Genomic DNA, 26,580 nt, shown 5'->3' on the forward strand with positions numbered 1-26,580 from the left:
CAGAATCTTTAGGCTGGGATCTTCAGCGCGGGGCCCACTCGCTGTTCGCGCCGCACAGGATCACGCACGGCAGCTCGCCCGGCACGTCTCCACGCAGGAAGGCCGCGAACGCCACCGCGCCCGCGGGTTCGACGGCCAGCCGGAACTCCTCCCACAGCCGGTCCCTGGCCGCGAGCAGTTCGGCATCGGACACCAGCACCGACGAAACCCGGTGCCGCTGCAGGATCTCCAGCGCCAGCGAGCCCGCCCTGGTGGCGCCGAGCGCGTCTGCCGCGACGGAGTTCACCGCGGAGTCGACGGGCTCACCTGCGGTCAGGGCGTTGTGCATCGCGCGGCAGTTCTCCGGCTCGACCGCGATGACGCGCCGCCCACCGGAGGCGAGTGCGGCACCGGCCACGAGCCCGCCGCCACCGACGGCGACACCGATCGTGTCCACTTCGGGCACGTCCTCGACGATCTCACGGGTGACCGTCGACTGGCCCTCGATCACCTCGGGATCGTTGTACGCCTCGATGTAGGCCGGTCCGAAGTCGCGCGCGGCCGCGGCGGCCTCGGCGTAGGTGGTGCCGTGTCGGATCAGCTTGGCGCCCAGCGCTTCGATGCGGGTGGTCTTGCTCTCCGGTGCGGTCACCGGCACGAACACGGTGGCATGTGCGCCGAGCAGTTGCGCGGCCTGGGCCACGGCGATGCCGTGGTTGCCTCCGGACGCGGTCACCACCTCGGAGACGTTCAGCGACAGCAGCTTGTTGACCGCGCCGCGGATCTTGAACGAACCCGTGAGCTGGAGGTGCTCCAGCTTGAACACGAGCGGTCGCCCGTCGACGGTCACGCGCATGACCGGGGTGCGGCGGACGTACTGCGACAACGTTCTCATGTGACCAGCTTCCACAAGAACTGCACGAGAGTCACGATGCCCAGCAGGAAGCACACCAGGACGAACGTGCCGCCGACCATCACGATCAGGCAGGCACCCCAGGACGTTTCCTCGTGCGGTGTCGCGTCCAGCTCGCGTTGCAGCTCGACCCGCGCTTCCAGGTACAGCGACGCGAGCCGGGTGCGCGCGGTCTCGGTGGGGGCCTCGTCCACGCGGCCCTGCCAGCACAGCGCGACCAGGCGGGCCTCGGCGCGGCGGTAGGCGCGTTCGAAGGCCAGCGTCTCCTCGGGGTCGCGTTCGTCGGAGAGGTAGGTCCAGCGGCCGGCTTGGGCCGGTTGGCCGAGCACGCGATAGACCTCGGCGAGGCGCTCGCGCAGATCGAGCCGGTGCGGGTAGGAGCCGACGAGGCCGGCGACGCGCTGACGTGCGCGAAGCACGTTCGCGAGGTCGCCCTGGCGCAACTCCTCGGCCGCTTTGTGGAGCGTCAGCTCTACCGGCATGAAGATTAGTTTCGCAGGCAGGGCTAGCTTTGACCCGTGTTCGGCCTATCGCTGCTGGTGTCCGGCCTGGCTTGGTGGCTGGGTCTGTACCTGCTCGCCCGTGATCCGCGCAAGCCGCTGATGTGGTGGGCGGGCGCGGGTTTGATCAGCTATGCGGCGGTGATCGTCGTGCCACATCCGGTGCTGGTCGGTCTACCGGCGCTGGCCTGGACGGGTGCAATCCTGCTGCTGGTTCGTTCGCCGCTGATCCGGTGGTGGATCTTCGCGGTCGTGCCGGTGCTCGCCGTTTCGCTCTGGCTGCCGTGGATCGTGCTGCTGCCGCTGGCCGTCGCGACAGCGCTAGCCATAAGGAAACGCACTTACTTTTCACTCGTAGGAGTGATGTTCGGTCTGTCGGCTGGCGCGTTCCTGCTGGGGCTGCTGCCTGACGCGATCACGCTGCCCTCGCTCGGCTTCGACGTGGTGGTGTTCGGGATCCTGGTCGCGGTCACCGACGCGGTCGAGGAGGGTGAGGCGATCCGCGCGGACATGGTGCGGTCCCTCGTGATCGCGGCCTTCACGGCCCTGCTGTTCGGGTCGCAGGTGGTGTTGTTCGGTGGTCCGGATCTGCTCGTCCACACGACGGTCGCGGCGGCGATCGCGGTGCAGGTGCTGGCGAACCCGCTCGCCTCGGTCGTCGACCGGCTGGCCGTGCCCGCTGTCGCGGCCGAGCGCGCCGAGCTGCGCGAGGCGGCCGATTCGTTGCCCAAGCGACGGCCGCTGGTCACCGAGGACGAGGCCGAGTTCGCGCGGCTCACCCGGAAGGCGTTGAGCCACTACGGCGATCTGGGAAAGCTCGTCGCGAGCCCGTTGATCGCTTTGACGGAACCGGGCCCGCCGCTCGATCGGGCGGCGGCGTTGAAGAATCTGCTGTTGACGAGCATTCAACGGCTCAAGCCCGCCGACGGTGATTTCGGCACGAGCGACGAATGGCGTTATTACAACGCCCTGTACTTCTACTACGTCAAGGGAATCCGCCCGTACTCGGTGCGGACCAAGCGCGAGGACCTCGACGCCGAGGACCGCCGCGCGCTGCAGTGGTTCGTGACCCAGGTGCCCGAGCGCACCCTCCACAACTGGCAGAACGCCGCCGCGCGCCTGGTCGCGGCGGACCTGATGGCAGGAGTTGGCAGCGCTTGACGTGGTTCTGGCAGCGTTGACCGGGCGATCGTCGGGCCATGTTGAAATTCGCCTTGAAACTCGACGGTGTCGCTTCGTTCGCTCTCGGTCTGCTGACCGTGCTGGTCCGCCCGGAGGTCGGCATGCCGGTGGGATGGCAGCTCGGGCTCGGCCTTTTCTGCGTGTTCTACGGCGTGGGCGTGTTCGCATTGGGCACCCGCGCCAACCCGGACCGCCGAATCGTCTTGCTGATCATCATCGGCAACCTGGTGTGGGGTGCGGACAGCATTCTCACGGCCGCGCTGAACTGGTTCCCGCTCACCGGTGCCGGCACCGTGATGGTCGTCGCTCAGGGCCTCGCCGTGATCGGGTTCGCGGTCCTGCAGTTCATCGCTCTTCGCTCGGCGTCTGCCGCAGGGTCCGCGAGCGACCGCGGAACTCGGCCACCGTCTCGGTCCCTCGCCTGACCGTGATGTCGTAGATCCCGCTGCGGCCGAACCGGGTCCGTTCCACCGCCTCCGCCACCAGCTCGTCACCCTCGTGCACGGGCCGGATGAAGTCGATCTCGGCCGTGGCGGCGACGGTGACGGACCCGGTCCTGTTGCAGGCGCAGGCGAACGCCGTGTCCGCCAGCAGGAAGACGTACCCGCCGTGCGCGATGCCGTGGCCGTTGATCATCAGCCCGGTGACCGTCATCCGCAGCAACGCGTACCCGTCGCGCAGCTCGACCGGCGTGATGCCGAGCGCGGTCGAGGCCTGGTCGGCGGCGAGCATCTCAGCAGGACCATTCATTCGTGGCAGCGTAATCACTCTGGCGGTGGTGTCACCTCGTGTTGACCGCGCCCTACTGTCCGATTGCTTGATCGCTCAACGTCGGAGGTGGTCATCATGGGTGGATGTTCTTGTTGCAGCTCGTGCACGGGTCCGAGCTGCGGGTGCTGCAACTCCTGCTGAGCGCCCTGAGGAAACGAGGCCGGTGCGAGGTCAGCTCCTCACGCCGGCCCTCGCCTGCTCAGCCGGTGTGCGCCCTGGATTCAGCGGATGACTTGGCACTCATCCTCGTGACGACCAGGACGAGATTCAGCAGCGCGCCCGCGACAGCGAGAATCCCGCCGAGCCCCATGACCGGTACGACCGCCGGAATCGCCGGTCCGTCGAAGAACACGGCGGCATCGTCGTAGCGGAGCAGCAACACGAAGGCCGTCACGAGGGCGATCACGCCACCGGCCACGGCGAGAACCCGGCCGGCCACGGTGTTCCACCACGTGCACGCGTGCAGCACCACCGCGCCGGCGATGTAGACCGGCCAGCCCGGGATGCGGGTCAGCCAGAAGCTCATGCCGCCGTAGTGGGCCCAGGGCAGCATCAACGCCAGTGCGCTGCACATCAGCGCGAGACCGTACGCGATCCACTTCATCATGAGCAGCTCCTCGGCCGGACTGCGACGTCGAGGAAACTCTAGGAGACCGACGCGGAGACGGAAGATCCCGCGCCGGTCTTCTGCTCAGCGGGGGGAGGTCAGCCGACGCACCTGGCGTAGTCGCCGCCCATCGCCGCCTCTTGTCCAGGCGTGCACGGCGATTCCGGAGTGAGGAACGAGTCAGCGTTCTGCTGAAGGAGCGCGCGCAGCGCGTTGGACATCCGGGTCGGCTCACCGCTCGCCAGCGCGTCGTTGATCTGCTGGTTGCGGTCCGCGGCTGTGGTGCACGCGACGAAGACGCCGGACATGGTCTGCTTGGGCAGCCAGTGCGCCTGGAGATCGAAGTGGCACGGCTGGATCGTCCAGTGTGGCGCGGCCTGTGCGGCGGGGACTGCGAAGAGACTGGCGAACGTGACGGCGCAGGCGATGGCGACGGATCTTCGAACGAATCTGATCACGGAACTCTCCTGTTTTCAGTCAGGACAACATGTCCACCCCCGCAGACGAGGTCGATGGCCGGCAGATCGCTGTTAGCGGCCGTTTGCGCATTCACCCGGTTCAGCTACCGCAGCGGGCCGGAAAAAAGGAGCGGTGCAGGAACGCGGGGCGCGTCGCGTTCCTGCACCACGTACAGGGAGGGGCTCGCACTCTGAGCACCTGCCCAATCACGGTAAGTGGCCTAGACCACAGCGTCAATGGGTCTAGACCTCTTCTGTCTGGCGGACAGTGGAACAATTCGGCGGGTGCGTGGAGCCACTGGAATCGGATCACTGCCCGGAACCGACATCGACGAGGCGTCGCGGGTCGTCGTCGGAGAGCTGCCGGAGCTGCCGCACGTGCCGGAACTGCCGGCGCGAGGCGTCGGCGCGGACATGATCGGCCGCACCGCGGGCCTGCTCGTCGACCTCGCGATCGAGGTCATCACCTCCGGCTACCGGGTCAACTCGCGGCCGGGCCGTGACCACCGGCGCGCTGTAGATCTGCTGCGCGGTGACCTGGACGCGTTCGACGAGGCGCTGGAACGTGCGGGTGCGCAGCCGGAGATCGTCAAAGTGCAGGCTGCGGGGCCGTGGACGTTGATGTCGAACATCGAGCTGATGCGCGGCCATCGGGTGCTGACGGACCGCGGTGCGGTGAAGGAGTTCTCCGAGTCGCTCGCGGAGGGGTTGACGCAGCACGCCGCCCAGGTCGCCAAGCGGACCGGGGCGAAGGTGGTGGTGCAGCTCGACGAACCGGGCCTGCCCGCCGTGCTGCAGGGCCTGCTGCCGACGCCGTCGAAGCTCGGCACCGTGCCGGCCGTGCCCGAACAGGACGCCCGCACCGTGCTCGCCACCGTGATCGACGCGCTGGCGGACCACGAGGTGATGGTCCACTGTTGCGCGCCGCAGCCGCCGTTGAAGCTGCTCAGGGAGGCCGGCGCGAGCGCGATCGCGTTCGACATGACGCTGGTCAAGGGGGCAGCGGCGCTCGACGAGATCGGCGAGACCTGGGAAGCGGGCACGACGCTGGTGCTGGGTCTGGTGCCGAGCGTCGACCCCGGCACACCGGTCACCTTGAAGGAGGTGGGTCAGCGGGCGTTCACCCTGGCCGACCGCCTGGGCTTCCCGCGGACGATGCTCGCCGAGAAGGCGTTGCCCACTCCGACGTGCGGTCTGGCGGGTGCGACGTCCAGTTGGGTGAAGCGCGCGCTGTCGCTGACCCGTGACCTCTCCTCGGCCTTTTTGGAACCGCCCGAGGGCTGGTGATGTCCGGTTTGTGGAGCTAGTCTGCTGCGAACTATTAGGAAACTTTCTTAACCGAAGGCCACCGTCGCGGCCTGGACCGGGAGTTCCGAACATGCGCATCAGACGTGCGGCTCTGGTCGCCGCAGTGCTCACAGGTGTGGTCGTGGCGCCTGCTCAGGCGGCCCCCGCTGGACACATCAGGCTCGATCAGGTCGGTTTCGGCAGCACCGAGGCGAAGCACGCGTACGTGCTCGGTGGTGCCGAGAACACCAGGTTCACCGTGGTCGACAGCCGCGGCCGGACCGTGCTGACCGGCAGGACGGGCGCCTCGACGGGCTCGTGGAGCGACAAGTTCCCCGCGGTGCACCCGATCGACTTCTCCTCGGTGAAGATGCCGGGGACGTACCGGATCAAGGTCGGCGGCGCCACCTCGACGCCGTTCAAGATCGACACGCTGAACCGGTTGTTCCAGCCGGTCGCCAACAACACGGTCGAGTTCTTCCAGGCTCAGCGCGACGGCGCCAACGTCATCCCCGGCCGCCTGAACCGCAAGCCCGCGCACCTCACCGACCGCGACGCCATGGTCTACGAGGAGCCGGTGTTCAAGGGCGAGGGCGGCGACCAGATCGCGGCACCGCTGAAGCCGACGGGCGTGAAGGTCGACGTCGAGGGCGGCTGGTTCGACGCGGGTGACTTCGTGAAGTTCACCCACGCCTCGTCGTACTCGACCGCGTCGATGCTGCTGGCGTTGCGCAACAAGCACAACGACGCCCTCTACGAGGAGGCCAAGTTCGGCCTCAAGTGGCTCGACAAGGTGTGGGACGAGAAGACCGGCGTCCTGTACGCCCAGGTCGGCATCGGCACCGGCTCCGAGGAGTTCGGGTTCGTCGGCGACCACGACGTGTGGCGCCTGCCGGAGGCCGACGACCAGCTCGACGTGAAGCCGGGCGACAGCCACTACTACATCAAGCACCGTCCGGTGTTCCGCGCGAACAAGGCCGGCGAGAAGATCAGCCCGAACCTGGTCGGCCGCGTCGCGGGCTCGTTCGCGCTGGCCGCGCAGATCGAGGCGCGCCGCAACCCGCGTCTGGCGTGCCAGTACCTGGAGAAGGCCGCGTCGCTCTTCGCTCTCGCCAAGACCGAGAACGTCGGCGAGCTCGTGACGGCGTTCCCGCACGCGTACTACCCCGAGTCGTCGTGGACCGACGACCTGGAGTTCGGCGCGACCCAGCTCGCGCTGGCCGCGAAGGCGTTGAACGACAAGCGCTACGGCCAGTTCGCCCGCGCGGCCGCGCACTGGGCCAAGGAGTTCCTGGCGACGCAGGACCCGGACACGTTGAACGTCTACAACATCTCCGCGCTCGGCCACGCCGACCTCGCGAAGCTGCTGAAGGCGGGCGTGCCCGGCGCCGAGGTGACCGAGGCGCAGGTCGTGGGCGACATCCAGCGCCAGCTGCAGAAGGGTGCCGACGCGGCGAAGGCCTCGCCGTTCCGCACCGCGGCCAACGTCGAGACCTGGGACGTCGGCTCGCGCACGTTCGGCTTCATCACGACCGCCGCGCTGTACAAGAAGCTCACCGGCGACAGGAAGTACGAGACGTTCGGCACGCAGCAGCGCGGCTTCGCCCTCGGCACGAACGCCTGGGGCACGACGCTGATCGTGGGCGTCGGCTCGAAGTTCCCGGAGTGTCCGCACCACCAGGCTGCGAACCTCTCGGGCTCGCCGAACGGTGGCTCGAAGGTGCTGGTGGGCGCCGTGATCAACGGTCCGAACGACGCTTCGCTGTTCGGCGACCTCGGTGAGATGCCGCCGGGTTCCGTTGACTGCACCAAGCCGTACACGCTCGAGTTCAACTCGGCGAAGTCCGTGTTCGCGGACGACCTGCGGTCGTGGCCGAGCTCCGAGCCCGCCATCGACTTCACGGCGACGGGTGTGCTCGGCTTCTCCCTGATCGCGAACGGCTGAGTGGCGCCGGCGCGGGCCTGGGTGTCCAATTCGGACTTGTGCTCAGGCTCGCGCTGGTCTTCATGCTGCTCACGGCGTGGTCGGCGCACGCCCTGCCGCTGAACGCCGCCTGCCACGTGCCTGCCTCGCACGATCCCGAGGTGATCCGGACGGTGCTCGAGGCCGGCTCGTCGTTGCGGGTCAGCGACAAGGTGCTGCTCGCCGGGTTCGAGGCCGGGTGGGTCGAGTCGCACATGAACAACCTCGCCTGCGGTGACCGGGATTCGCTCGGTGTGTTCCAGCAACGGCCGTCGATGGGCTGGGGCACGCCTGAGCAGATCATGGACGTCACCTATGCCGCGCGCCGTTTCTTCGAGTACGCGGTGAAGGTGGACCGGCCGGATCTCACGCCGGGGTTGCTCGCGGACGCGGTGCAGCGGTCGTGCTGTCCAGAGCGGTACGACCAGGCTTTGCCGCGGGCCGAGTCGATGTTGCGGCAGGCGTGGCAGGGCGGGCCGGAGGTCGTCGACGGTGTCACACATGTGGTGGAGGACGGCGATGTCTGGGCCGGTCGTTCGCGGTTGAGCACGGCTGGTGACTTCGTCGGCCGTCCGTCGGTGGCCGGGCGGTTCGTGTTCGCCCGGACTGTTCGCGGTGTCGTGATGGTGTTGGCTGACGGGGTGTGGCGGTCGGTTGCTTCCGGTGTGGCGGGCGATCCCGAGGCCGTTCTCCGTCCTGATGGGACGGTTGACGTCTACGCCGTGCTGGCCGACGGCAGCGTGAACGTGCTCGGTGGAAGCTGGCAGCCGCTGAGCCCGCCCGGATTCGCGGCGGGCAAGCCGTCGGCGATCGCGTTCCCGGACGGTTCCGTCGCCGTCCACGTCCGATCCGGCAACGCGCTCATGGTGAACACAGCGGGTGCGTGGCGAGAGATCGCCCAAGGCCTCGAAGCCTCACCCGAAGCGGTGCGCCGGCCGGACGGGACGATCGGCGTCCACGCGCTGATCGGTGGCCGTCCACACCGCCTCGGTACGAGCTGGGAATCCTTGAGCGACACCCGTTTCATCGACACCGTGTCCGCCCAGCCCGACGGCACGATCTACGCACGCAAGGCCGACGGCGAAGTGCTCAAAGCCGGTTGAACGGCTCCGCGTACCGGAACGGCCCACCTACGACCGAACCAAAGAAGCGCGCCTGGAAGTACGGCTCCCACTCGGCAACCGGCGGCGTGATCCCGAACTCCGCAGCCATCCGGAAACCGAACCGCGAGTAGTAGTCCGGGGAACCCAGCAGAATCACCGCACGCTCCCCACGCGCCTCCGCCGCCCCGAGAACAGCGTGCATCAACGCCGAACCCACTCCGGCCCGCTGATGCTCCGGGTGCACGCTGATCGGCCCGAGCCCCAGAGCCGGCACGTCACCGATGTATCCGCGCGTGCACACGACGTGCCCGAGCACCTCGTTCTCGACCAGCGACAACTCGGGGATCCAGCCCTCGTCCTCCCGCAGCTGGTCGATCAGCAGAGCTTCCGGCCCGTTCTTGAACGCGAGGTTCGTGACGGTGCGGATGGCGTCGATGTCTGCGGGTGTCTCCCGCCGGATCAGCATGACGCGCACTGTGGCCAAACCTGTCGTCGCGCGCCACTCAGTTTTCGCCGCCATAATCCGCGGCGTGGCCGTCAGACAGACCGTGATGGTATGTGTACTCGCTGTGCTCGCATACGGCGTCTTGTGGTGGATGCTCAGCGAGGACGAGTCGCGGGCACCGGAAGCAGCCATGTTCCTCACCGACTACTCCAAGGCGCAGAAGGGCACCTGCGTCAGGTTCAACGGACCCGGCGAGGACGACCTGGGCCTCACGGTCATCGACTGCGAGGGCGGCCGGGCCGCGTTGAAGATCGGGACCGTCCTCGGCAACATGTCGGGGCAGTGCCCGCGCGGCGAGTACAAGGTGTTGCGCGACACCAGGCACAACGCGGCGCTGTGCCTGCTGCCCAACGCCCGGCAGGGTGACTGCTTCGAGCTCGACACCGAGGACCTGCAGAGATCTGTGGTGTCCAAGTTCGACTGTGCGGCGCCGCGGGTGAACGTGCAGGTCGTCGGCGTGGCCCGAGAAAGTTGTCCCGCTGAGGCCGAACTCGGTGTTCCCTATGAGGGGATGACGCTCTGCCTGAGGAGGGTGCGTTGATCTTCTTCGAGGATCCGGCGCAGTTCGACGCCTGGTTGCACGAGCACGGCTCCACGGAGACCGAGCTGTGGATCAAGTACGCCAAGAAGGGGTCCGGGCTGAAGTCGATCACCTACGACGAGGCGCTGGACATCGCGTTGTGCCACGGGTGGATCGACGGGCTCGTGCGGTCCATCGACGACACCTACTACTCGCAGCGGTGGACGCCGAGGACCCCGCGCAGCAAGTGGTCCAAGCGCAACTGCGGCAAGGTCGAGGAGCTGATCGCGGCCGGCAGGATGCTGCCCGCCGGGCTCGCCGAGATCGAGAAGGCGAAGAAGGACGGGCGCTGGGAGGCGGCCTACGCGGGTCCCGCGACGATCGAGATGCCGGACGACCTGCGCGCCGCCCTGGATGCGAACCCCGAGGCCGCGAAGATCTTCGAGACGCTGAGCAGCCAGAACAGGTACGCGATCCTGCTGCGCGTGCACGACGCGAAGAGGCCGGAGACACGCCAGAGGCGCATCGCTCAGTTCGTCGAGAGGCTGGCCGAGGGGTGGAAGCCCTACGCTTGAGCGAATGAAGTGGTTCCGCCGCCGCAAAGCCGAAGACGTCACCCCCTCCTACCTGCCGAACGCGGAGGAGGCCGCCCAGCGCTTCTGGGAGCGGTGGTTCGAGCTCGTGCCGGTGGTGAGCGCGGCGCTCGGCGACGGCGAGCCGCACAGGGTCGAGGACGAGCTGCGGGACCTCGTCAGCGCCATGCACCCGGACCTGATGTTCTCGCTCGAACAGGGCCACATGGCGATGTACGCGCTGGTGATCACCGGCCAGGAGGACCCGCGGCTGCGCCCGTACACCGACGCGTGGATCAAGGCAGCGCCACCGGCGGACATGGTGTGGGAGTTCCACGACTCGGTGCCGCCGGTGCCGGATCCGACCGAGGTCGTCGTCAACCTCGGCGAGGTCCGGATGCGGCTGGGCGACTACCGCGTCGTGGCCCAGGTGGACGGTGACGTCGTGGACGTCGCGGTCTACCACCCGGCGCTCGCGGAGCTGACCGACCAGCAGCGGCAGACGATGACGTTCCTGCCGCTGGACGTCACTCTCGGCGAGCGGCTGGCGGGGGAGCGGTTGCGGCGCGTGGAGACCGCGCAGCTGGAGCCGCAGGGGACGATCAGCCTGCTGGAGCTGCGTTCACTCGTTCGGGAGCTGGCCGGGGTTTCGGACGCCTGAAACTGTCAGACCTGCTCACTAAGCTGTTCCCCGTGACCAGCGAGAGCCTTGAAGACGTCCCCGCAGAGGTGCGCGAGCGGCATGCCGTGCTCGCGGAAGAGGTGCGCACGCACCAGTTCCGCTACTACGTGCTGGACGATCCCATCGTCACCGATGGTGAGTTCGACGAGCTGCTCAAGTCGCTGGAGGCACTGGAGGCGGAGCATCCCGGCCTGGCCACGCCGGACTCGCCGACGCAGCTCGTCGGCGGCACGTTCTCGACCGAGTTCAAGGCGGTCGACCACCTGGAGCGCATGCTCAGCCTGGACAACGTCTTCGCCCAGGACGAGCTGACGGGCTGGTTCGAGCGCGTCCAGAAGGACATCGGCTCCGGCACGCACTTCCTGTGCGAGCTGAAGATCGACGGACTCGCGATCAACCTGCTCTACGAGAAGGGCAGGCTCACGCGCGCGCTCACCCGTGGCGACGGCCGCACGGGCGAGGACGTCACGTTGAACGTCCGCACCATCGCGGACGTGCCGGAGGTTCTCAAGGGCTCGGCCGACTACCCGGTGCCGGACCTGGTCGAGGTGCGCGGCGAGGTCTTCTTCGCGGTCGAGGACTTCCTGGCGCTGAACGCCTCCCTCGTCGAGCAGGGCAAGCCGCCGTTCGCGAACCCGCGCAACACCGCGGCGGGTTCGTTGCGGCAGAAGGACCCGAAGGTCACCGCGGCGCGCAAGCTGCGGATGATCTGCCACGGCATCGGCAAGACGGCGGGCTTCGAGGTCGCCCGGCAGTCGCTGGCCTACGAGGCGCTGAAGTCGTGGGGCCTCCCGGTTTCCCCGCACACCAAGGTGCTCACGGATCCGGCCGACATCCGCAAGCACGTCGAGTACTGGGGCGAGCACCGGCACGACGCGATCCACGAGATCGACGGCGTCGTCATCAAGGTCGACGAGGTGTCGCTGCAGCGCCGCCTCGGCACGACGTCGCGCGCGCCGCGGTGGGCCATCGCGTACAAGTACCCGCCGGAGGAAGCCACCACGACGTTGCTGGACATCCAGGTCCAGGTGGGTCGCACCGGCCGCGTCACGCCGTTCGCGTTGATGGAACCGGTGAAGGTGGCGGGCTCGACGGTCGCGCGCGCCACGCTGCACAACGCGTCCGAGGTGAAGCGCAAGGGCGTGCTGATCGGCGACCGCATCGTCATCCGCAAGGCGGGCGACGTGATTCCCGAGGTGCTGGGCCCCGTGCTGGCCGCGCGGCCGGCCGACGCGCGCGAGTTCGTCATGCCGACGCGCTGTCCCGAGTGCAACGCCGCGCTGCGTCCGATGAAGGAAGGCGACGTCGACATCCGCTGCCCCAACGCGGAGACGTGCCCCGGCCAGCTGCGCGAACGGCTGGCGTACCTGGCTTCCCGTGCGGCGCTCGACATCGAGGTGCTCGGCTACGAGGCCGCCGCCGCGATCACCGAGTCCACGGTGTACACGAACGAGGCAGACCTCTTCGACCTCGACGCCGAGGCGCTGCAGCAGATCGAGCGCTTCAGGACGAAGAGCGGCGACCTCTCCGCGAACGCCCTGAAGCTCCTGGACAACCTGGAAGCCGCCAAGTCCCGTCCGCTGTGGAGGGTGCTGGTCGCGCTGTCGATCCGCCACGTCGGCCCGACCGCCGCCCGCGCGCTGGCGCTGCAGTTCGGCTCGATGGACGCGATCCTCGCCGCCGAGGAGGAGGTGCTGGCCGGCACCGAGGGGGTGGGCCCGACCATCGCGACCGCTGTGGTCGAGTGGCGCGAAACCGAGTGGCGCCAGCACGTCGTGGAGCGGTGGCGGGCCGCGGGCGTGCGGATGGAGGACGAACGCGACGCGTCCATCACCCGCAACCTCGAAGGCCTGTCCATCGTGGTCACCGGCTCGCTGACCGAGTTCTCCCGCGACTCGGCCAAGGAGTCGATCCTGGCGCGCGGTGGCAAGGCTGCCGGTTCGGTCTCCAAGAAAACCGCTTTCGTGGTCGTCGGCGACTCGCCAGGATCGAAGTACGACAAGGCCATCTCCCTGAAGGTCCCCGTGCTCGACGAGGCGGGCTTCCGCGTCCTGCTGGAGCAGGGCCCGGACGCGGCCAGGGAGGTGGCCGTCATCGGGGAAGAAGGCACAGATGGCTGATCTGATCATCCGCCCGGCGACGGAGGCCGACCTGCCCGCGGTCGGCTCCGTGACGGTCGAGGCCTACCGCGTGGACGGCTTCCTCGACGGAACGGACGACTACGCCGATCACCTCGCCGACGCCGCGAGCCGGTTCCGGGACGCGGAGCTCCTGGTAGCCGTCGACGGCGCGTCCGGCGAGGTGCTCGGCTCGGTGACGGTCGTGCTGCCGGGAACGCACTACGCGGAGATCTCCCGGCAGGGAGAGCTGGAGTTCCGCATGCTCGCGGTCGCCGCCTCGGCTCGCGGCCGCGGCGTCGGTGAAGCCCTCGTGCGGGCAGTGCTCGAGCGGGCTCGCGCGGCCGGGGTGCCGCACGTCGTGCTGTCGTCCTCGGAGAAGATGCTGGCGGCGCACCGGTTGTACGAACGGCTCGGCTTCACGCGCCTCCCGGAACGCGACTGGGCCCCGCTGCCCGGCGTGAACCTGGTGGCCTACGCGTACGGGATGCCGCTCTGACCGAAGGCAACCGCATCACCCGCCGCGCGTCCACCGAACAGCCGCTGGTGGGCGCGAATGGGGGGTTCGCGAAATGAGACAGGCTGCCGTCCTGTTCGTGCTGGTGCTGCTGCTGGCCGCATCAGCGGCACCGAGGCACCTGTCGCCCCACGACCAGCGGCAGATCGAGGAGATGGCCCAGCGCTACTTGCAGCACCGCGCGGACAAGGTCACCAACCGTCCTCAGACGCCCGGCTTCGGTGTGCCCACGACCGACGCGCTGGCCGCCGAGCTCCGCACCGACGAAACCAGGCTCGGCGCCCGCCGCACACTGCTCGGCTCTCCGGGGTCCGGGGGCTACTCACGCGCGGAGGTCAACACCAGCCTGTTGCGGCTCAACGTGCCGAATGGCGGCGTCGTCGTCGTTCACCTCCGCGAGCTGACCCACCTGTACTTCGAGAGGTCCAGATCGGTGACGCACACCAGCTACGGTATGACCCACGTGCTGATCTTCAACAGCACCACCACCGGCTGGGTCCTTGCGGTCGCCACGCGCCCGCCGCACTCCAAGTGCGGGCTTCCTCCGGAGACGCAGTTCTGCGGTCCCTTGTCAGAGCGATGACATGATCCGCGCCCGCAGCCTGAGATCCCCGGCAGCCTGCTCGTACAGCAGGTCCCGCAGCACGTCCGCGGGCAGGGCTCTCAGCACGTCCTTCAGCTCCACGTCCTCGGCATCAGGAGGCGGCACGGTCTCACCCCGGTCCAGCAACACCAGCCCCACGGCAACGCAGTGCTTGCAGAAGAACCCCTCCGACCCGTGCGGACAGCTGCACGACCCCACCAGATGCGTGTCCGACCACGAGAGCTCCACCGCGTAGGCCGTGTCGTCACTGCCCCGCACCCGAGCCGCCACGTGCCTGCTGTGCACCCGCAAGGACAGCACGGCGTCGCGGTAGGTGAGGCCGCGCCAGTACGACTTGGTGCCCGCGCGGTGCAGCAGCAGCTCGGTGGTGAGGGTCGTAGACACGAAGGTCATCCAACCGGGTGACCCCGGAAAGGACCAACATGATCGCGATCGGCCCGCTCGTCCCGTCGGACCGCGCCAGGTGGCAGGAGCTCTTCGAGGGCTACAACGCCTTCTACGAACGCACGCTGCCGGCGGAAATCTACGACGAGAAGTGGCAGGCGTTCCAGGAGGGCAAAGCCATCCACGCCCTGTGCGCACGCGACGAGGGCATCATCGTCGGCATCACGCACTTCTTCAAACACTCCAGCACGTCCAGCCAGGACGTCTGCTACCTGCAGGACCTCTTCACCGCCCCCGAGGCGCGCGGCCGTGGCGTCGGCCGCGCGCTCATCGAGGCGGTGGCCCAGTGGGCGAAACAGCAGGACTGCTGTCGCCTGTACTGGCACACGAAGGAGTCGAACGAGACCGCCCGCCGGCTCTACGACCAGGTCGCGGAGAAGACCCCGTTCGTCCACTACCGCATCGTGCTCTAACGCGCGGTCGCCTCCAGGTCCAGCAACGTCACGGCTGCGCGGAAGTACTTGTTGGTGCCCAGATCGCGCACGGTCTTGATGTTGAACGCGGCCTTGAGCTTCTCCGCGTCGCCGGTGCTCACGCCCTGCAACGCGTCGACGGGGGCGTCCAGGATCTCGTTGAGCGGGAGGTTCTCGTACTGCTTGTCGAGGAGCATGTCGAGGTTCACAGTGACAGCCATGATCTTCTACCTCCTGGAATCAGTGCGATCACGCCGATTCTGGTGGTAGATCGCGGACCCCGCAGAACGCGGCGACGCTCCTCGCGATCAGCGCTTGCGCCGCATCACGGCGACGACGATCACCCCGGCCACCGCGAGCAGCCCGGCCGCCCCCAGCACCAGATCTCCCACGGCGAGGTCGGATTGGGCGAACGTCAGCGCCAGTCGCATGTCTCCAAGCTAGCCCTTGGAGCAACGCGCGCACGAGTTTTGTGTGGGACCGTATGAAGTGTGCTGCAAGCCTGTCTGAACGGCTCCCGCACAGCCGAGGAGCACCCGGCCCTGCCGCTCACCCCCGAGCGGCTGGCCGAGGACGCCGCCGACGTCGCCGCGCTCGGCGTCACCTCGGTGCACATCCACCCGAGAGACGTCATCGGCGCGCCCACGCTCGTCGGCCCGGAGGTCGCCACGACGATCGCCACGGTGCGGGCCGCCGTGCCGGGCATCGAGATCAGCGTGTCGACGCACGTTCCCGGCAGCCGCGAGATGCTGATCGGGAGCTGGGCGCCTCTCGCGGCCGGGCGGCCCGACATCGCGAGCGTGCACGTCGGTGATCCCGGCTGGCGGGAGCTGGCGCAGGCACTGCACCGGGTCAACGTGGGTGTCGAGCTCGTCGTCGAGACCGCGGGTCAGCTCGGTGAGCTGCCTCCGGGTGCCACGCGGATCACCGTCACGGCGACCGCGGCGACGGCCGAACAACTGCTGCGGGAGGTGGAACCGCTGGGCCTGCCGATCCTGTTGCACGGCAGGGAGAACGACGCCTGGCCGGTCTTCACCTACGCCGCGAGGCTCGAACACGGCGTCCGCATGGGGCTCGAGGACACGCTGACCATGCCCGACGGGCGGACGGCCAAGAACAACGCCGAGCTGGTCGCGATGGCCAGGCGCAACCAGAAGGCCAAGGCTCCCGGCTAGTCGGGCAGAACGACCGCGACGATCCCCGCCAGGTGGGCCAGCCGCGCGACCTCGGCCGCACGGAACATCGGCCCGCCGGGACGTCCGACGACCAGCACCCGGTCGGGCTTGCCCAGCGGCGTCGCGGCCAGCTCGGTGCCCAGTTCGCGCCAGGGCTCCGGCACCCACTCCTCCTCGCCGTCGAGCACGGTGGCGCGCTCCAGCGGGAACCACGGGGCGTCGGCCATCCGCGTCTCGGGAGCCGCGGAGGACGCGGTCAGCCGGTTGATCCCGGTGCCCTCCGGCCCTACGACCACGGCCCATCCGGCGCGGATGATCTTCGGGACGCCCTCGGTGAAGATCTCGAGGCCCTTGTGCGGCACCTCTGCGACTTCCTCGACGAGCTCCAGCTCGCGGTGGGTGTCGAGAATGCCCGCGTACGGGCGCACGGCGTCGACCTCGACGCCCTCGACGGACTCGGCCGCGGTGATCAACGTGTCGGGCAGGCGGCCGGAGGGGAGCTCCACCACCAGGTCGTCGATGGCCAGGCCGGAACCGCGTTCCACCACGTCGACGCTGAGTATGTCCGCCCCGATCTCGCCCAAAGCCGTTGCGACCGCGCCGAGGGTGCCGGGACGGTCCGGGAGCTGGACCCGGATCAGGAACGACAAGGTGAACGCCTCCATAGCTCGTGCGCGTGACCCCGCGTCTCGCGCCGTTGCCGGTCGGTGATTCTCGCAGACGCATCCTCAATGCATGACCCGCTGTCCGCGTTGCGGAACGGTTAAGTTGAGACGTCGGTCAAAGTCCCGCGCGGCAACCCGTTCGAAGGCGCGCCTGACCAGCCCATAGACTCACGGGGTTCCCGATTCGAATCCCGACCCTACGGGGGTTGACAGGAGTGCCCAGCATCTCCCGCGACGAGGTCGCGCACCTGGCGAAGCTCGCCAGGCTGGCCGTCACCGAGGACGAGCTCGACTTGTTCGCCGGCCAGCTCGACGTGATCCTCCAGTCGGTGGCCACGGTTGGCGACATCGCCACGGCCGACATCCCACCGACGTCGCACGCCGTTCCGCTGACCAACGTCTTCCGCGAGGACGTGGTCCGTCCGAGCCTCGGTCAGCAGCAGGCGCTCTCAGGCGCTCCTGAAGCCGAGGACGGCCGGTTCCGCGTGCCCCGCATCCTGGGTGAGGAAGCATGACCAACGACCTGATCCACGCCACCGCGGCCGAGCTCGCCGCGAAGATCCACAGCGGTGAGGTCTCCAGCGTCGAGGTCACGCAGGCTCACCTGGACCGCATCGCAGAGACCGACGGGAAGGTCAACGCCTTCCTGCACGTCGACGCCGAGGGCGCGCTCGCGCAGGCCCGCAAGGTCGACGCCGACGTCAAGGCCGGCAAGGTCGTGTCGCCGCTGGCGGGCGTGCCGCTGGCGCTCAAGGACGTCATGACCACCGAGGGCGTGCCGACCACGGTCGGTTCCAAGATCCTCGAGGGCTGGCTGCCGCCCTACGACGCCACGGTGACCCGCAAGCTCAAGGAAGCCGGCGTCGTCATCCTCGGCAAGACGAACATGGACGAGTTCGCCATGGGTTCGTCTACCGAGAACTCGGCGTACGGCCCCACGCACAACCCGTGGGACCTCGACCGCATCCCCGGCGGCTCCGGCGGTGGCTCGTCCGCCGCGCTGGCCGCCCACCAGGCGCCGCTCGCGATCGGCACCGACACCGGTGGCTCGATCCGCCAGCCCGGCGCGGTCACCGGCACCGTCGGCGTGAAGCCGACCTACGGCGGTGTCAGCCGCTACGGCCTCGTCGCGTTCTCCTCCAGCCTCGACCAGGCCGGTCCGTGTGCGCGCACGGTGCTCGACGCCGCGCTGCTGCACGAGATCATCGCCGGCCACGACGAGATGGACTCCACCTCGATCAACGAGCCGGTGCCCGCCGTGGTCGCGGCGGCTCGCGAGGGCCTGAACGGCGACCTGTCCGGTGTGCGCGTCGGTGTCGTCACGCAGTTCCAGGGCGAGGGCTACCAGCCGGGTGTGCTGCGCAGCTTCCAGGCCGCCGTGTCGCAGCTCAAGGAGCTGGGCGCGGAGATCGCGGACGTGTCGTGCCCGAGCTTCGACTACGCGCTGCCCGCCTACTACCTCATCGCGCCGAGCGAGTGCTCGTCGAACCTCGCCCGGTTCGACGCCATGCGCTACGGCCTGCGCGTCGGCGACGACGGCACGCGCAGCACCGAGGAGGTCATGTCGCTGACCCGCGAGGCGGGCTTCGGCGACGAGGTGAAGCGCCGCATCATGATCGGCACGTACGCGCTGTCGTCCGGCTACTACGACGCGTACTACGGCTCGGCGCAGAAGGTGCGCACGCTGATCACGCGGGACTTCCAGAAGGCGTTCGCGACGTTCGACGTGCTCATCTCGCCGACCACGCCGACCACGGCGTTCAAGATCGGTGAGCGTGCGAACGACCCGATCGCCATGTACAAGGCGGACCTCTGCACGATTCCCGCGAACCTCGCGGGAACCCCGGCGATGAGCGTCCCGAGCGGTCTGTCCGATGAGGACGGTCTGCCGGTCGGCCTGCAGATCATGGCTCCGGCGCTGCAGGACCACCGCATGTACCGCGTCGCCGCGGCGTACGAGGCCGCGCGTGGCGCGTTCGGAGGTCCGTCGCTGTGAACATCAAGAAGGCAAGGGGCTTCCTCGGCCTCGCCGGCGCCGTGGCAGGAGCCGTGGGAGCGTTCTCGGGCTTCAAGGCCGCCCGTGCGAAGAAGGACAAGCTGGCCCTGGCGAACGCGATCGCCAGCATCGCCGTGGCGGTCACCGGTGCGGCGCTGGCCGTTCGTGCTCTGCGGAAGGACGAGTTGGCATGACCTCTCTGGTTGAGCTGATGGACTACGACGAGGTCATCGAGAAGTACGACCCCGTCCTGGGCCTCGAGGTGCACGTCGAGCTGCACACCAACACGAAGATGTTCTGCGGCTGCGCCAACGAGTTCGGCGGCGAGCCGAACACGCACACCTGCCCGACGTGCCTGGGCCTGCCGGGCTCGCTGCCGGTGGTGAACGGCAAGGCCGTCGAGTCCGCGATCCGCATCGGCCTCGCGCTGAACTGCGAGATCGCCGAGTGGTGCCGGTTCGCCAGGAAGAACTACTTCTACCCGGACATGCCGAAGAACTTCCAGACGTCGCAGTACGACGAGCCGATCGCCTTCAACGGCTGGCTCGACGTGACGCTGGACGACGGCGAGGTCATCCGCGTCGAGATCGAGCGCGCGCACATGGAGGAGGACACGGGCAAGTCGCTGCACGTCGGCGGCGCCACCGGTCGCATCCACGGCGCGGAGCACTCGCTGCTCGACTACAACCGCGCCGGCGTGCCGCTGATCGAGATCGTCACGAAGATGATCCCGGGCACCGGCAGGCGCGCCCCCGAGGTCGCCCGCGCGTACGTCACGGCACTGCGCGACCTGCTCAAGGCGCTCGACGTGTCCGACGTCCGCATGGACCAGGGCTCGCTGCGCTGCGACGCGAACGTCTCGCTCACGCCGAAGACCACCGGCGAGCTGGGCACCCGCACCGAGACCAAGAACGTCAACTCGCTGCGCAGCGTCGAGCGCGCCGTCCGCTTCGAGATGACGCGCCAGGCCGCGGTGCTGGCCTCCGGCGGCACGGTCACCCAGGAGACCCGTCACTTCGACGAGTCCTCCGGCTCGACGTCGCCCGGCCGCAAGAAGGAGACGGCGGAGGACTACCGCTACTTCCCGGAGCCCGACCTGGTCCCGATCGCGCCGTCGCGCGAGTGGGTCGAGGAGCTCCGCGGCACCCTGCCCGAGCTCCCCTGGGAGCGCCGCGCGCGCATCCAGAAGGACTGGAACCTCACCGACGAGGTGCTGCGCGACCTGGTCAACGCCGGCGCGCTGGACCTCATCGAGGCCACCGTCGTGGCGGGAGCGAAGCCGGACGAGGCCCGCTCCTGGTGGGTGTCGTACCTCGCGCAGCAGGCCAACACCCGCGGCGTCGAGCTGTCCGACCTGCCCATCACCCCGGGCCAGGTGGCGAGGGTGATCGAGCTGGTGAACACGAACGCGCTGACCAACAAGCTCGCCCGCGAGGCCGTCAACGGCGTCCTCGAAGGCGAAGGCTCCCCGGACGAGGTCGTGGAGAAGCGCGGCCTCAAGGTCGTCTCGGACGACACGGCGCTGGAGAAGGCCGTCGACGAGGCCCTCGCCGCCCAGCCGGACGTCGCGCAGAAGATCCGCGACGGCAAGGTCCAGGCGGCCGGTGCCATCGTCGGCGCGGTCATGAAGGCCACGAAGGGCCAGGCCGACGCGGCCCGCGTGCGCGAGATCGTGCTCGCACGCTGCTCCTAGATACATAATCGAAGCAAAAATCACAAAGGGTCACCTGTTTGTGCAGGTGGCCCTTTGTGATCTTAGGCCGACCGAGTGGCTGTTAGCTAAATGAGACGTATACCCGTAGCCGTGTGTGCGACTCTTTCTGACGCACCCATCTGGGGGGATGGGAAGTAAATAGTCCAAACGAGGGGGGAAACCTCATGACCACCCAGCGTGAAGGCTTCTTGGGTGACATCCTGGACAAGGTCAAGGACCTGATCACGGATGACGAGACCCAGGACCCGAAGACCCCGCCGCAGGAAGACCCGCCGCTGACCCCGCAGTGCTGCGGCATGCCTCCGGGGCACCCGTTGGTCGGCGAGCCGCGGTTGGTCTCCGAGGGTCCGGTCGAGCACGACAAGGACTGCCCGAACCACCCTGACAACCTGACCACGGAAGAAGTGGCCAGCTAGTCACGCTGTGCGTTGTCCTCCAGCCGGTGTCAGCGCCTGGTTGGAGGACAGCGCCATTCGGGTGCATGTGGTGTGATGATCACATGCCCGCTCGTGCCTTGAACACAGCGCGCGAGTTGTACCTGAAGGGATCGGCGGAGCAGGGCCAGTACCGGATCCCGTCCGCGATCCGGCTTCTCAAGCGTGCACTCGTGCACGCCGACCGTGCACCCGACAGTCCCGAACGGACCGAGTTGCGGGTGCGGATCCTCTACAACCTCGGCCGGTGCGTCGGGGAGGCCAGCGGCATGGACGCCGCCGTCGAGCTGTTCGACGAGGCCCGGCGCAACGTCGAGCGGCTCACCGATCGCTGGTTGTCCGCCCAGCTGTCGGGCAGCATCGACTACAGCCAGGGCGTCCTGATCATGCGCAGGGGCCAGCCGGAGAAGGCAGTCGCCTGGTACGGCCCATTCATCACCTACGCCGAGAACGTGATGAGCACCGCACCGGATCGGGTCGACACCGAGCTCGTGCAACGGCTCGCGTCTTCACTGATCGCCAGGGCCTTCGCGAACGCCGCCATTCGCCGGCGTGATCCTGCTGTCGCCGACCTCGAACGGACCCTCGAACTCTCTCGCGAGCACGGCCTCGACGATCTCTACCCGTATGCGATCTACGCGCTCGCCAACACCTACAAGCAGAGCGGGGATCTGGCCGAGGCGTTGCGTCGGTACGAAGAGGCCGAACGCATCTTCCGCGCGAAGGAGTCGTACTCGTTGCTCTCGGGCGTGCAGCTCGACCAGGCAGAAGCTCTGATCATGATCGGGCTGTTCGACGAGGCCGGTGTGCACCTCGACGAGGCACTCCCGGTGATGCGGCGGGAGAAGCTCAAGCAGGGCGTTGCCGAGGTCGAGATGTTCCGCGCTTCGGCGGCGCTTCTCGACGAGCAGTTCGACCTCGCCCGCCGGATGGCGAAGGCCTCGATGCGCAAGTTGGAGAAACGCGGCAGCACCTGGTGGATCATGGCCGCGTTGATCGAACTCTGGGCTCACGCCATGCAGGCAAAGCGAGTGACGAATGCCTTGGTGCAGAAGGCTCTCACTGTTTCCAGCCACCTGGAGGCCAATCATCTCCTCGACGAGGCCCGGCTGGCGAAGCTCCTAGCGGCGCGGCTGGAGATCCGCAGGCGCAGGCTCGCTGAAGGCGAAGAGCTGCTGCGGCAGCTCCCCGGTCCGCGTACGGTCACGCCGATCGACCACCGCATGCAGCGCAGGCTCGTGCTCGCGGAACTGGCTCTGGCCAAGGGCAATCGCCGGGCCGCGCTGCTGCACGCACGCAAGGGGCTGGAGGAGCTGGGCCAGGTTCGCGACCAGCTCGGTGGGCTCGAACTGGTGTCGGCGACCGCGGTGCACGGCCGCGAGCTGGGTGAGCTGGCAATTCGCCTGGCGCTGGAAAACAACGACGCCCGGCAGCTGTACGTGTGGCTCGAACGCACTCGGGCGCAGACGTATCGCTACGAACCGCTCGAGCACGTGGAGAACTCCGAGCTGGCTGAACAGATCGTCGAGGTCCGCGGTCTCGCACGCGACCTGATGCGCGCGGGTCTCGACGGCAGGCCCACCGCTGAGTTGCGCGCCAAGCTGGCGAAGGCCCAGAGGGAGGCCAACCGGAGGGGGTGGAACGCCCAGCGCTGGGGCAGGCCGCGTCCGATGGCGGCGGTCGGCGAGATCGTGGCGGGGCTGGGTGACCGGGCGATGGTCAGCTTTGTCGCCTCTGAGGGGGAGATGATCGCCCTCGTCGTCGCGGGCGACCGGGTGCGGATGGTCCGGCTCGGCGACGCGAGTGAGGCGTTGGAGAGTGCGAGGAAGCTTCACTTCGACCTCAACGCACTGGCGCCTGACCACCTGCCACCACCGCTGGTGCAGGTCATCGGTGCCTCCGCGCGCAAGCAGGCGGACGCGCTGGACTCGTTGCTGATCAAGCCGCTCAAGCGCTTCATCGGGGAGCGCGAGCTGGTCATGGTGCCGACCGGGCCCCTGTACGCGGTTCCCTGGGGCGTGCTCCCGAGCTTGCACGGCAGGCCTGTCGCCACAGCCCCCTCCGCGACGGCGTGGCTCGCGGCCGCCCAGTCCGGCAAGCCGAAGACCGACAAGGTGCTGCTGGTGAGGGGGCCTGGCCTCAGCCTGCCGACCGGTGAGATCGACCGGCTCGCCACGCACCACGACCGCGCCACCATCCTTTCTGGCGATGACGCGACGGCCGTTGAGCTGCTCGCGCACCTCGACGGCGCCGACCTGGTGCACATCGCGGCCCACGGTGAGCACGAGAACGAGAACGCGTTGTTCTCGCGGCTCGAGCTCGTCGACGGCCCGTTGTTCGCCCACGAGCTCGGCCGCCTCCGCAAGCCGCCTGCCCACGTCGTCCTGGCCGCCTGTTCGCTGGCCTTGAACCGCATCAGGCCTGGTGACGAGGCTCTGGGGTTCGCTGGCGCGATGCTGGCGGGCGGCACCAGGACTGTCGTCGCCGCGGCCAGCAAGGTCGGAGACGAGGCCAGCGCGGCGGCGATGGCGGACTACCACCAGGCTCTCGTCGCGGGCGCGGCGCCGGCTGTGGCGCTGGCGGAGGCGATGGCCAAGGACCCGTTCCGCCGGCCCTTCCTGTGCCTGGGCTCTGGCTAGGCCGTTCGGGTGGTTGTCTCGTCAAGAGCGAAATGAACGCGCTGGTCAGTAGTTGCTTCTGCCCTGGCAGCGGGCGCGGTTGGTGAACTTCTCTCGCTCGTGGGCGATGTCGTGTGCGACGCTGGTCGAGACCCGAATGACAACGTGTTCATTCCGGTCGGCGTCTTGACCGAGGGGAAACACGGTCACGGTCGCCGCGGCCGCCCAGGGGGTGAGGCCGGGGTGACGGTGTCCGCACCAACGGCCCGCCTATCGGCTCTAGTCGATGAGCGGGCCGTTGTGCGAGAAACAACCGCATGCGCAGAACTCTGCTCGCTGTTCTCCTGGCGGTCGCCGCGGCTGTGGCCGCGCCCGCCAACGGAACGGCACAACCGTCGCACCCGGACCGTGAGCCCGGAAACGGGCCTGAACGCAATGAGATCGCCACGCTGGACAGCGCTTACCTGGCACAGTCCGTGCTGGCGCAGGGGGAGAACCAGGCTGACCGCTACCAGGGCTACCCGCGCAGGACGAAGCTGCGGACGTATCCCGAGAACTCCGCGGACAAGTCCATCAAGCTCGGCCTGGCGCCGTACCACTCGCTGGCGCCGAAGCTGAACGCCTTGCAGCAGAAGAGCAACAGGATCTCGGTCGAGGTCGCCGGCCAGTCGGCACTCGGCCGCGACCTGTACCTGGTCACGCTGACCGCGCCCGAGAGCCCTGCGGAAACCCGTGTCCAGGAACGGTTCCGGGCCAGCATCGAAGAGGGCCGCAGCGTCCCGGCCGGGCTCTACAAGGCGCCGATCTGGATCAACAACAACATCCACGGCGACGAGTGGGAGGGTACGGACGGCGCGCTGCGGGTCATCGAGCACCTCGCCACGTCCAACGACCGTGAGACCCAGGACCTGTTGCGGCGCAGCAGGATCTACTTCAACCTCACCGCGAACCCGGACGGCCGGGTCGCCGGCACGCGGGCGAACGCGGCCGGCTTCGACCTCAACCGCGACTTCGTCACGAGCTCGCAGCCCGAGAACCGGGTGATGCAGGAGATGGTCGAACGCACCCAGCCGGTGATGATGCTGGACGAGCACGGCTACGTGGCGAACACGCTGATCGAGCCGACCACGCCGCCGCACGGGCAGAACTACGACTTCGACCTGTACATCAAGCACGGCTACGCGGGTGGCCTGCTGATGGAGAAGGCCGTGCAGGCGCTGGGACACCCCGAGGCGGCGAAGCCGGAGATCCCGTTCCGCGACTACCCGGTCGGCGAGTGGGACGGCTGGGCGCCGATCTACACCGCGCAGTACTCGATGTACCACGGTGCCGTCTCGTACACGATCGAGATCCCCATGCGGGTCAACCGCGGCGACTACGACGCCCTGCCGGTGGCCGAGCTGCAGCGGCGTTCGAAGATCAACACCGACGTCGTCGAGGCCACCATCAAGACCACGCTCGACTACGTGGACGACAACCGGCGCAGCCTGATCGCCAACCAGACCGAGATGTTCCGCAGGGGTGCCGCCGGTGAGGCGCAGCGGTACATCCCGGACGGGTTCGTGCCAGGCTTCGGGCCGGAGGACCGCTTCACCACGGAGTTCCCGCGCGCGTACGTGATCACCAACGACCGTTCGGCGCCCGCCGCCGCACGCCTCGTCGACCAGCTCGTGCGGCACGACGTGCGCGTCGAACGCGCTGAGAAGCCGTTCACCCTGGGCGGTAAGCGTTATCCGGCCGGGGCCTACGTGGTGGACATGCACCAGCCGAAGCGCGGCCTGGCCAACGTGATGCTGGAGCAGGGCAGCGACATCTCGGACAAGGCGCCGGTCATGTACGACATCTCCGGCTGGAGCCACCGCCTGCTCTGGGGCGCGTCGGTCGACGTCTTCAAGAGCGGGCAGTTCCGCTTCGACGGCAAGCCCGTCGTCGCCGCCTCGCCGACCGGCCAGATCGATGCCGCACCGGGCGCAGACCTGGCACTGACGCTGAACGACCAGAAGGACGTCAACGCCGTCAACGACCTGCTGGCACGCGGCCTCCAGCTGCGCAGCCAGAACGACGGCACGATCGTCGTCCCCGCGCAGGAACGGGCCGCCGCGCAGGAGGTCGCCGACCGCTACGGTGTTCGCTTCACCACCGCCAAGCCCGGCGGTGTCGCGTTGCAGCGCAAGGTGGTCGCGGCCGCGGTCAGCGCGGACGAGCTGCAGGTGCTGCGCGAGTCCGGGTTCGAGGTGCGGACGATCTCGACCGCCGTGCTGAACGCGGGCTTCGACTGGTCGCGGATCGACGCGCTGTACGTGGGAGCCGGTCTGGACTACACCCAGCTCAACCCCGCGGCCAAGGCGTCGCTCGACGCGTTCCTGCAGCGGGGTGGCGTGATCACCCGCGGCCGCACCGGCAGCAAGTTCAACGTGGACGCCAAGCTGCTGCAGGCCACCCCGGTCGCGGGCTGGGAGGACGCCAACGGCGTGGTGAACGTCGTCAACGGCACCGGTCCGGTCGGCACGGGTGCGCTGCCGCACTCGTTCGTCTACTCGCCGCAGTGGTTCACGAACCTCGGCCCGGACGTCACGGTCGACCAGCGCTACGGCAGCACCGTGATCGCCGCGGGTCACTGGCACGCACGCGACAACGGCACGGGTGGCCAGGACGCCGCAGCGGGTCAGGCAGCGGTTGTCTCCGGAACCGCGGCCAGTGGCGCCAAGGTGGTTCTCTTCGGCACCGAGCCGATGTTCCGCAACCACCCCAAGGGCCTGTACGCCCAGGTCGCGCGCGCCATCTTCTGGACGGGCACGCGGTAGCGACGACAGGGCCGGGGGAGTTTCCCGACTTCCCCGG

Annotated in this window: 30 protein-coding genes; 20 read left to right on the forward strand and 10 right to left on the reverse strand. The window is 68.6% G+C overall.

What is annotated here, in order from left to right; translation table 11 throughout:
* Positions 1-22: 22 nt before the first annotated feature.
* Positions 23-874 (reverse strand): serine/threonine dehydratase, encoded by an 852-nt coding sequence (locus C8D87_RS38155; protein WP_112230863.1) that lies wholly within the window; start codon positions 872-874, stop codon positions 23-25.
* Positions 871-1,374: a DUF6584 family protein gene (locus C8D87_RS38160; RefSeq protein ID WP_112230865.1), complete on the reverse strand. Its 504-nt coding sequence runs from the start codon at positions 1,372-1,374 to the stop codon at positions 871-873. Before C8D87_RS38160 ends, C8D87_RS38155 begins: the two co-directional genes overlap by 4 nt.
* A gap of 36 nt (positions 1,375-1,410) precedes the next feature.
* Here C8D87_RS38160 and C8D87_RS38165 point away from each other — a divergent pair, with 36 nt between their 5' ends.
* Together C8D87_RS38165 and C8D87_RS38170 are read left to right on the forward strand one after the other, a co-directional pair.
* Positions 1,411-2,553: a hypothetical protein gene (locus C8D87_RS38165; protein ID WP_112230867.1), complete on the forward strand. Its 1,143-nt coding sequence runs from the start codon at positions 1,411-1,413 to the stop codon at positions 2,551-2,553.
* A 38-nt stretch (positions 2,554-2,591) separates the two neighbouring features.
* Entirely contained in the window at positions 2,592-2,999 is a 408-nt protein-coding gene (locus C8D87_RS38170; protein WP_112230869.1) for a hypothetical protein, read from the forward strand.
* On the opposite strand, the gene paaI is transcribed toward C8D87_RS38170, so the two are convergent.
* The 3 genes from paaI to C8D87_RS38185 form a co-directional block, all read right to left on the reverse strand.
* Positions 2,920-3,324: a hydroxyphenylacetyl-CoA thioesterase PaaI gene (gene paaI, locus C8D87_RS38175; RefSeq protein WP_109634361.1), complete on the reverse strand. Its 405-nt coding sequence runs from the start codon at positions 3,322-3,324 to the stop codon at positions 2,920-2,922. The two genes, C8D87_RS38170 and paaI, sit on opposite strands and share 80 nt — an antisense overlap.
* A gap of 220 nt (positions 3,325-3,544) precedes the next feature.
* The gene (locus tag C8D87_RS38180) at positions 3,545-3,952 is read right to left on the reverse strand and encodes a hypothetical protein (RefSeq protein ID WP_112230871.1); all 408 of its coding nucleotides are present in this window, start codon (positions 3,950-3,952) and stop codon (positions 3,545-3,547) included.
* Between the two features lie 98 nt (positions 3,953-4,050).
* Positions 4,051-4,410 (reverse strand): hypothetical protein, encoded by a 360-nt coding sequence (locus C8D87_RS38185; RefSeq protein WP_112230873.1) that lies wholly within the window; start codon positions 4,408-4,410, stop codon positions 4,051-4,053.
* A gap of 237 nt (positions 4,411-4,647) precedes the next feature.
* Between C8D87_RS38185 and C8D87_RS38190 the strand changes: the two genes are divergently transcribed.
* The 3 genes from C8D87_RS38190 (at position 4,648) to C8D87_RS38200 (ending at position 8,763) form a co-directional block, all read left to right on the forward strand.
* The gene (locus C8D87_RS38190; RefSeq protein WP_112230875.1) at positions 4,648-5,697 is read left to right on the forward strand and encodes a methionine synthase; all 1,050 of its coding nucleotides are present in this window, start codon (positions 4,648-4,650) and stop codon (positions 5,695-5,697) included.
* Positions 5,698-5,788: 91 nt separating this feature from the next.
* Complete coding sequence (locus C8D87_RS38195; RefSeq protein WP_112230877.1) at positions 5,789-7,642, forward strand: glycoside hydrolase family 9 protein; 1,854 nt, start codon at positions 5,789-5,791, stop codon at positions 7,640-7,642.
* Between the two features lie 38 nt (positions 7,643-7,680).
* Positions 7,681-8,763, forward strand: a complete 1,083-nt coding sequence (locus tag C8D87_RS38200) for a PLL family lectin (RefSeq protein ID WP_112230879.1) — start codon at positions 7,681-7,683, stop codon at positions 8,761-8,763.
* Here the strand turns inward: C8D87_RS38200 and C8D87_RS38205 are convergent.
* Complete coding sequence (locus tag C8D87_RS38205) at positions 8,750-9,229, reverse strand: GNAT family N-acetyltransferase (RefSeq protein ID WP_109635247.1); 480 nt, start codon at positions 9,227-9,229, stop codon at positions 8,750-8,752. The two genes, C8D87_RS38200 and C8D87_RS38205, sit on opposite strands and share 14 nt — an antisense overlap.
* A gap of 130 nt (positions 9,230-9,359) precedes the next feature.
* Between C8D87_RS38205 and C8D87_RS38210 the strand changes: the two genes are divergently transcribed.
* The 6 genes from C8D87_RS38210 to C8D87_RS38235 all read left to right on the forward strand — a co-directional run bounded on the left by C8D87_RS38210 (position 9,360) and on the right by C8D87_RS38235 (position 14,259).
* Positions 9,360-9,809 carry an LppU/SCO3897 family protein gene (locus C8D87_RS38210; RefSeq protein WP_146772000.1) on the forward strand — a complete coding sequence of 150 codons (450 nt, stop codon included), beginning with the start codon at positions 9,360-9,362 and terminating at the stop codon, positions 9,807-9,809.
* On the forward strand, positions 9,806-10,363 hold the full coding sequence (locus C8D87_RS38215) for a YdeI/OmpD-associated family protein (protein ID WP_170166733.1): 558 nt from the start codon (positions 9,806-9,808) through the stop codon (positions 10,361-10,363). Before C8D87_RS38210 ends, C8D87_RS38215 begins: the two co-directional genes overlap by 4 nt.
* 4 nt (positions 10,364-10,367) lie before the next feature.
* Entirely contained in the window at positions 10,368-11,021 is a 654-nt protein-coding gene (locus tag C8D87_RS38220; RefSeq protein WP_112230885.1) for a hypothetical protein, read from the forward strand.
* A gap of 32 nt (positions 11,022-11,053) precedes the next feature.
* On the forward strand, positions 11,054-13,162 hold the full coding sequence (gene ligA, locus C8D87_RS38225) for an NAD-dependent DNA ligase LigA (RefSeq protein ID WP_233442486.1): 2,109 nt from the start codon (positions 11,054-11,056) through the stop codon (positions 13,160-13,162).
* Positions 13,155-13,658, forward strand: a complete 504-nt coding sequence (locus C8D87_RS38230; RefSeq protein WP_112230889.1) for a GNAT family N-acetyltransferase — start codon at positions 13,155-13,157, stop codon at positions 13,656-13,658. The genes ligA and C8D87_RS38230 overlap by 8 nt, the downstream gene beginning before the upstream one ends.
* A 73-nt stretch (positions 13,659-13,731) precedes the next feature.
* Positions 13,732-14,259 (forward strand): hypothetical protein, encoded by a 528-nt coding sequence (locus C8D87_RS38235; protein ID WP_112230891.1) that lies wholly within the window; start codon positions 13,732-13,734, stop codon positions 14,257-14,259.
* On the opposite strand, the gene C8D87_RS38240 is transcribed toward C8D87_RS38235, so the two are convergent.
* Positions 14,248-14,664: an SWIM zinc finger family protein gene (locus C8D87_RS38240; RefSeq protein ID WP_146231457.1), complete on the reverse strand. Its 417-nt coding sequence runs from the start codon at positions 14,662-14,664 to the stop codon at positions 14,248-14,250. The two genes, C8D87_RS38235 and C8D87_RS38240, sit on opposite strands and share 12 nt — an antisense overlap.
* Positions 14,665-14,702: 38 nt before the next feature.
* Here C8D87_RS38240 and C8D87_RS38245 point away from each other — a divergent pair, with 38 nt between their 5' ends.
* Positions 14,703-15,137 (forward strand): GNAT family N-acetyltransferase, encoded by a 435-nt coding sequence (locus C8D87_RS38245; protein WP_112230952.1) that lies wholly within the window; start codon positions 14,703-14,705, stop codon positions 15,135-15,137.
* Here C8D87_RS38245 and C8D87_RS38250 read toward each other — a convergent pair.
* Positions 15,134-15,358, reverse strand: a complete 225-nt coding sequence (locus tag C8D87_RS38250) for a hypothetical protein (RefSeq protein WP_109634326.1) — start codon at positions 15,356-15,358, stop codon at positions 15,134-15,136. The two genes, C8D87_RS38245 and C8D87_RS38250, sit on opposite strands and share 4 nt — an antisense overlap.
* A gap of 87 nt (positions 15,359-15,445) precedes the next feature.
* Positions 15,446-15,568 (reverse strand): hypothetical protein, encoded by a 123-nt coding sequence (locus tag C8D87_RS48765; protein ID WP_267899916.1) that lies wholly within the window; start codon positions 15,566-15,568, stop codon positions 15,446-15,448.
* Positions 15,569-15,628: 60 nt separating this feature from the next.
* Here C8D87_RS48765 and C8D87_RS38255 point away from each other — a divergent pair, with 60 nt between their 5' ends.
* Entirely contained in the window at positions 15,629-16,312 is a 684-nt protein-coding gene (locus C8D87_RS38255) for a 3-keto-5-aminohexanoate cleavage protein (RefSeq protein ID WP_112230893.1), read from the forward strand.
* Here the strand turns inward: C8D87_RS38255 and C8D87_RS38260 are convergent.
* Positions 16,309-16,962, reverse strand: a complete 654-nt coding sequence (locus tag C8D87_RS38260; protein ID WP_170154868.1) for an ACT domain-containing protein — start codon at positions 16,960-16,962, stop codon at positions 16,309-16,311. The genes C8D87_RS38255 and C8D87_RS38260 overlap by 4 nt on opposite strands.
* Positions 16,963-17,192: 230 nt before the next feature.
* On the opposite strand from C8D87_RS38260, the gene gatC reads away from it, so the two are divergent.
* From gatC to C8D87_RS38295, 7 genes are all read left to right on the forward strand, one after another.
* The gene (gatC, locus tag C8D87_RS38265) at positions 17,193-17,492 is read left to right on the forward strand and encodes an Asp-tRNA(Asn)/Glu-tRNA(Gln) amidotransferase subunit GatC (protein WP_086660690.1); all 300 of its coding nucleotides are present in this window, start codon (positions 17,193-17,195) and stop codon (positions 17,490-17,492) included.
* A complete protein-coding gene (gene gatA / locus C8D87_RS38270) occupies positions 17,489-18,973 on the forward strand; it encodes an Asp-tRNA(Asn)/Glu-tRNA(Gln) amidotransferase subunit GatA (RefSeq protein WP_112230895.1) in 1,485 nt (494 codons plus the stop codon). Before gatC ends, gatA begins: the two co-directional genes overlap by 4 nt.
* A complete protein-coding gene (locus C8D87_RS38275; protein ID WP_325049751.1) occupies positions 18,970-19,167 on the forward strand; it encodes a hypothetical protein in 198 nt (65 codons plus the stop codon). The genes gatA and C8D87_RS38275 overlap by 4 nt, the downstream gene beginning before the upstream one ends.
* Positions 19,164-20,666 (forward strand): Asp-tRNA(Asn)/Glu-tRNA(Gln) amidotransferase subunit GatB, encoded by a 1,503-nt coding sequence (gatB, locus tag C8D87_RS38280; RefSeq protein WP_112230897.1) that lies wholly within the window; start codon positions 19,164-19,166, stop codon positions 20,664-20,666. The genes C8D87_RS38275 and gatB overlap by 4 nt, the downstream gene beginning before the upstream one ends.
* A 185-nt stretch (positions 20,667-20,851) precedes the next feature.
* Positions 20,852-21,103 (forward strand): hypothetical protein, encoded by a 252-nt coding sequence (locus C8D87_RS38285; protein ID WP_112230899.1) that lies wholly within the window; start codon positions 20,852-20,854, stop codon positions 21,101-21,103.
* Positions 21,104-21,186: 83 nt separating this feature from the next.
* Positions 21,187-23,760 carry a CHAT domain-containing protein gene (locus C8D87_RS38290; protein WP_112230901.1) on the forward strand — a complete coding sequence of 858 codons (2,574 nt, stop codon included), beginning with the start codon at positions 21,187-21,189 and terminating at the stop codon, positions 23,758-23,760.
* 296 nt (positions 23,761-24,056) lie between these two features.
* The gene (locus C8D87_RS38295) at positions 24,057-26,543 is read left to right on the forward strand and encodes a M14 family zinc carboxypeptidase (RefSeq protein ID WP_112230903.1); all 2,487 of its coding nucleotides are present in this window, start codon (positions 24,057-24,059) and stop codon (positions 26,541-26,543) included.
* Positions 26,544-26,580 lie beyond the last annotated feature (37 nt).

The sequence above is a fragment of the Lentzea atacamensis genome (assembly GCF_003269295.1).
GTDB classification, from domain to species: Bacteria; Actinomycetota; Actinomycetes; order Mycobacteriales; family Pseudonocardiaceae; genus Lentzea; species Lentzea atacamensis.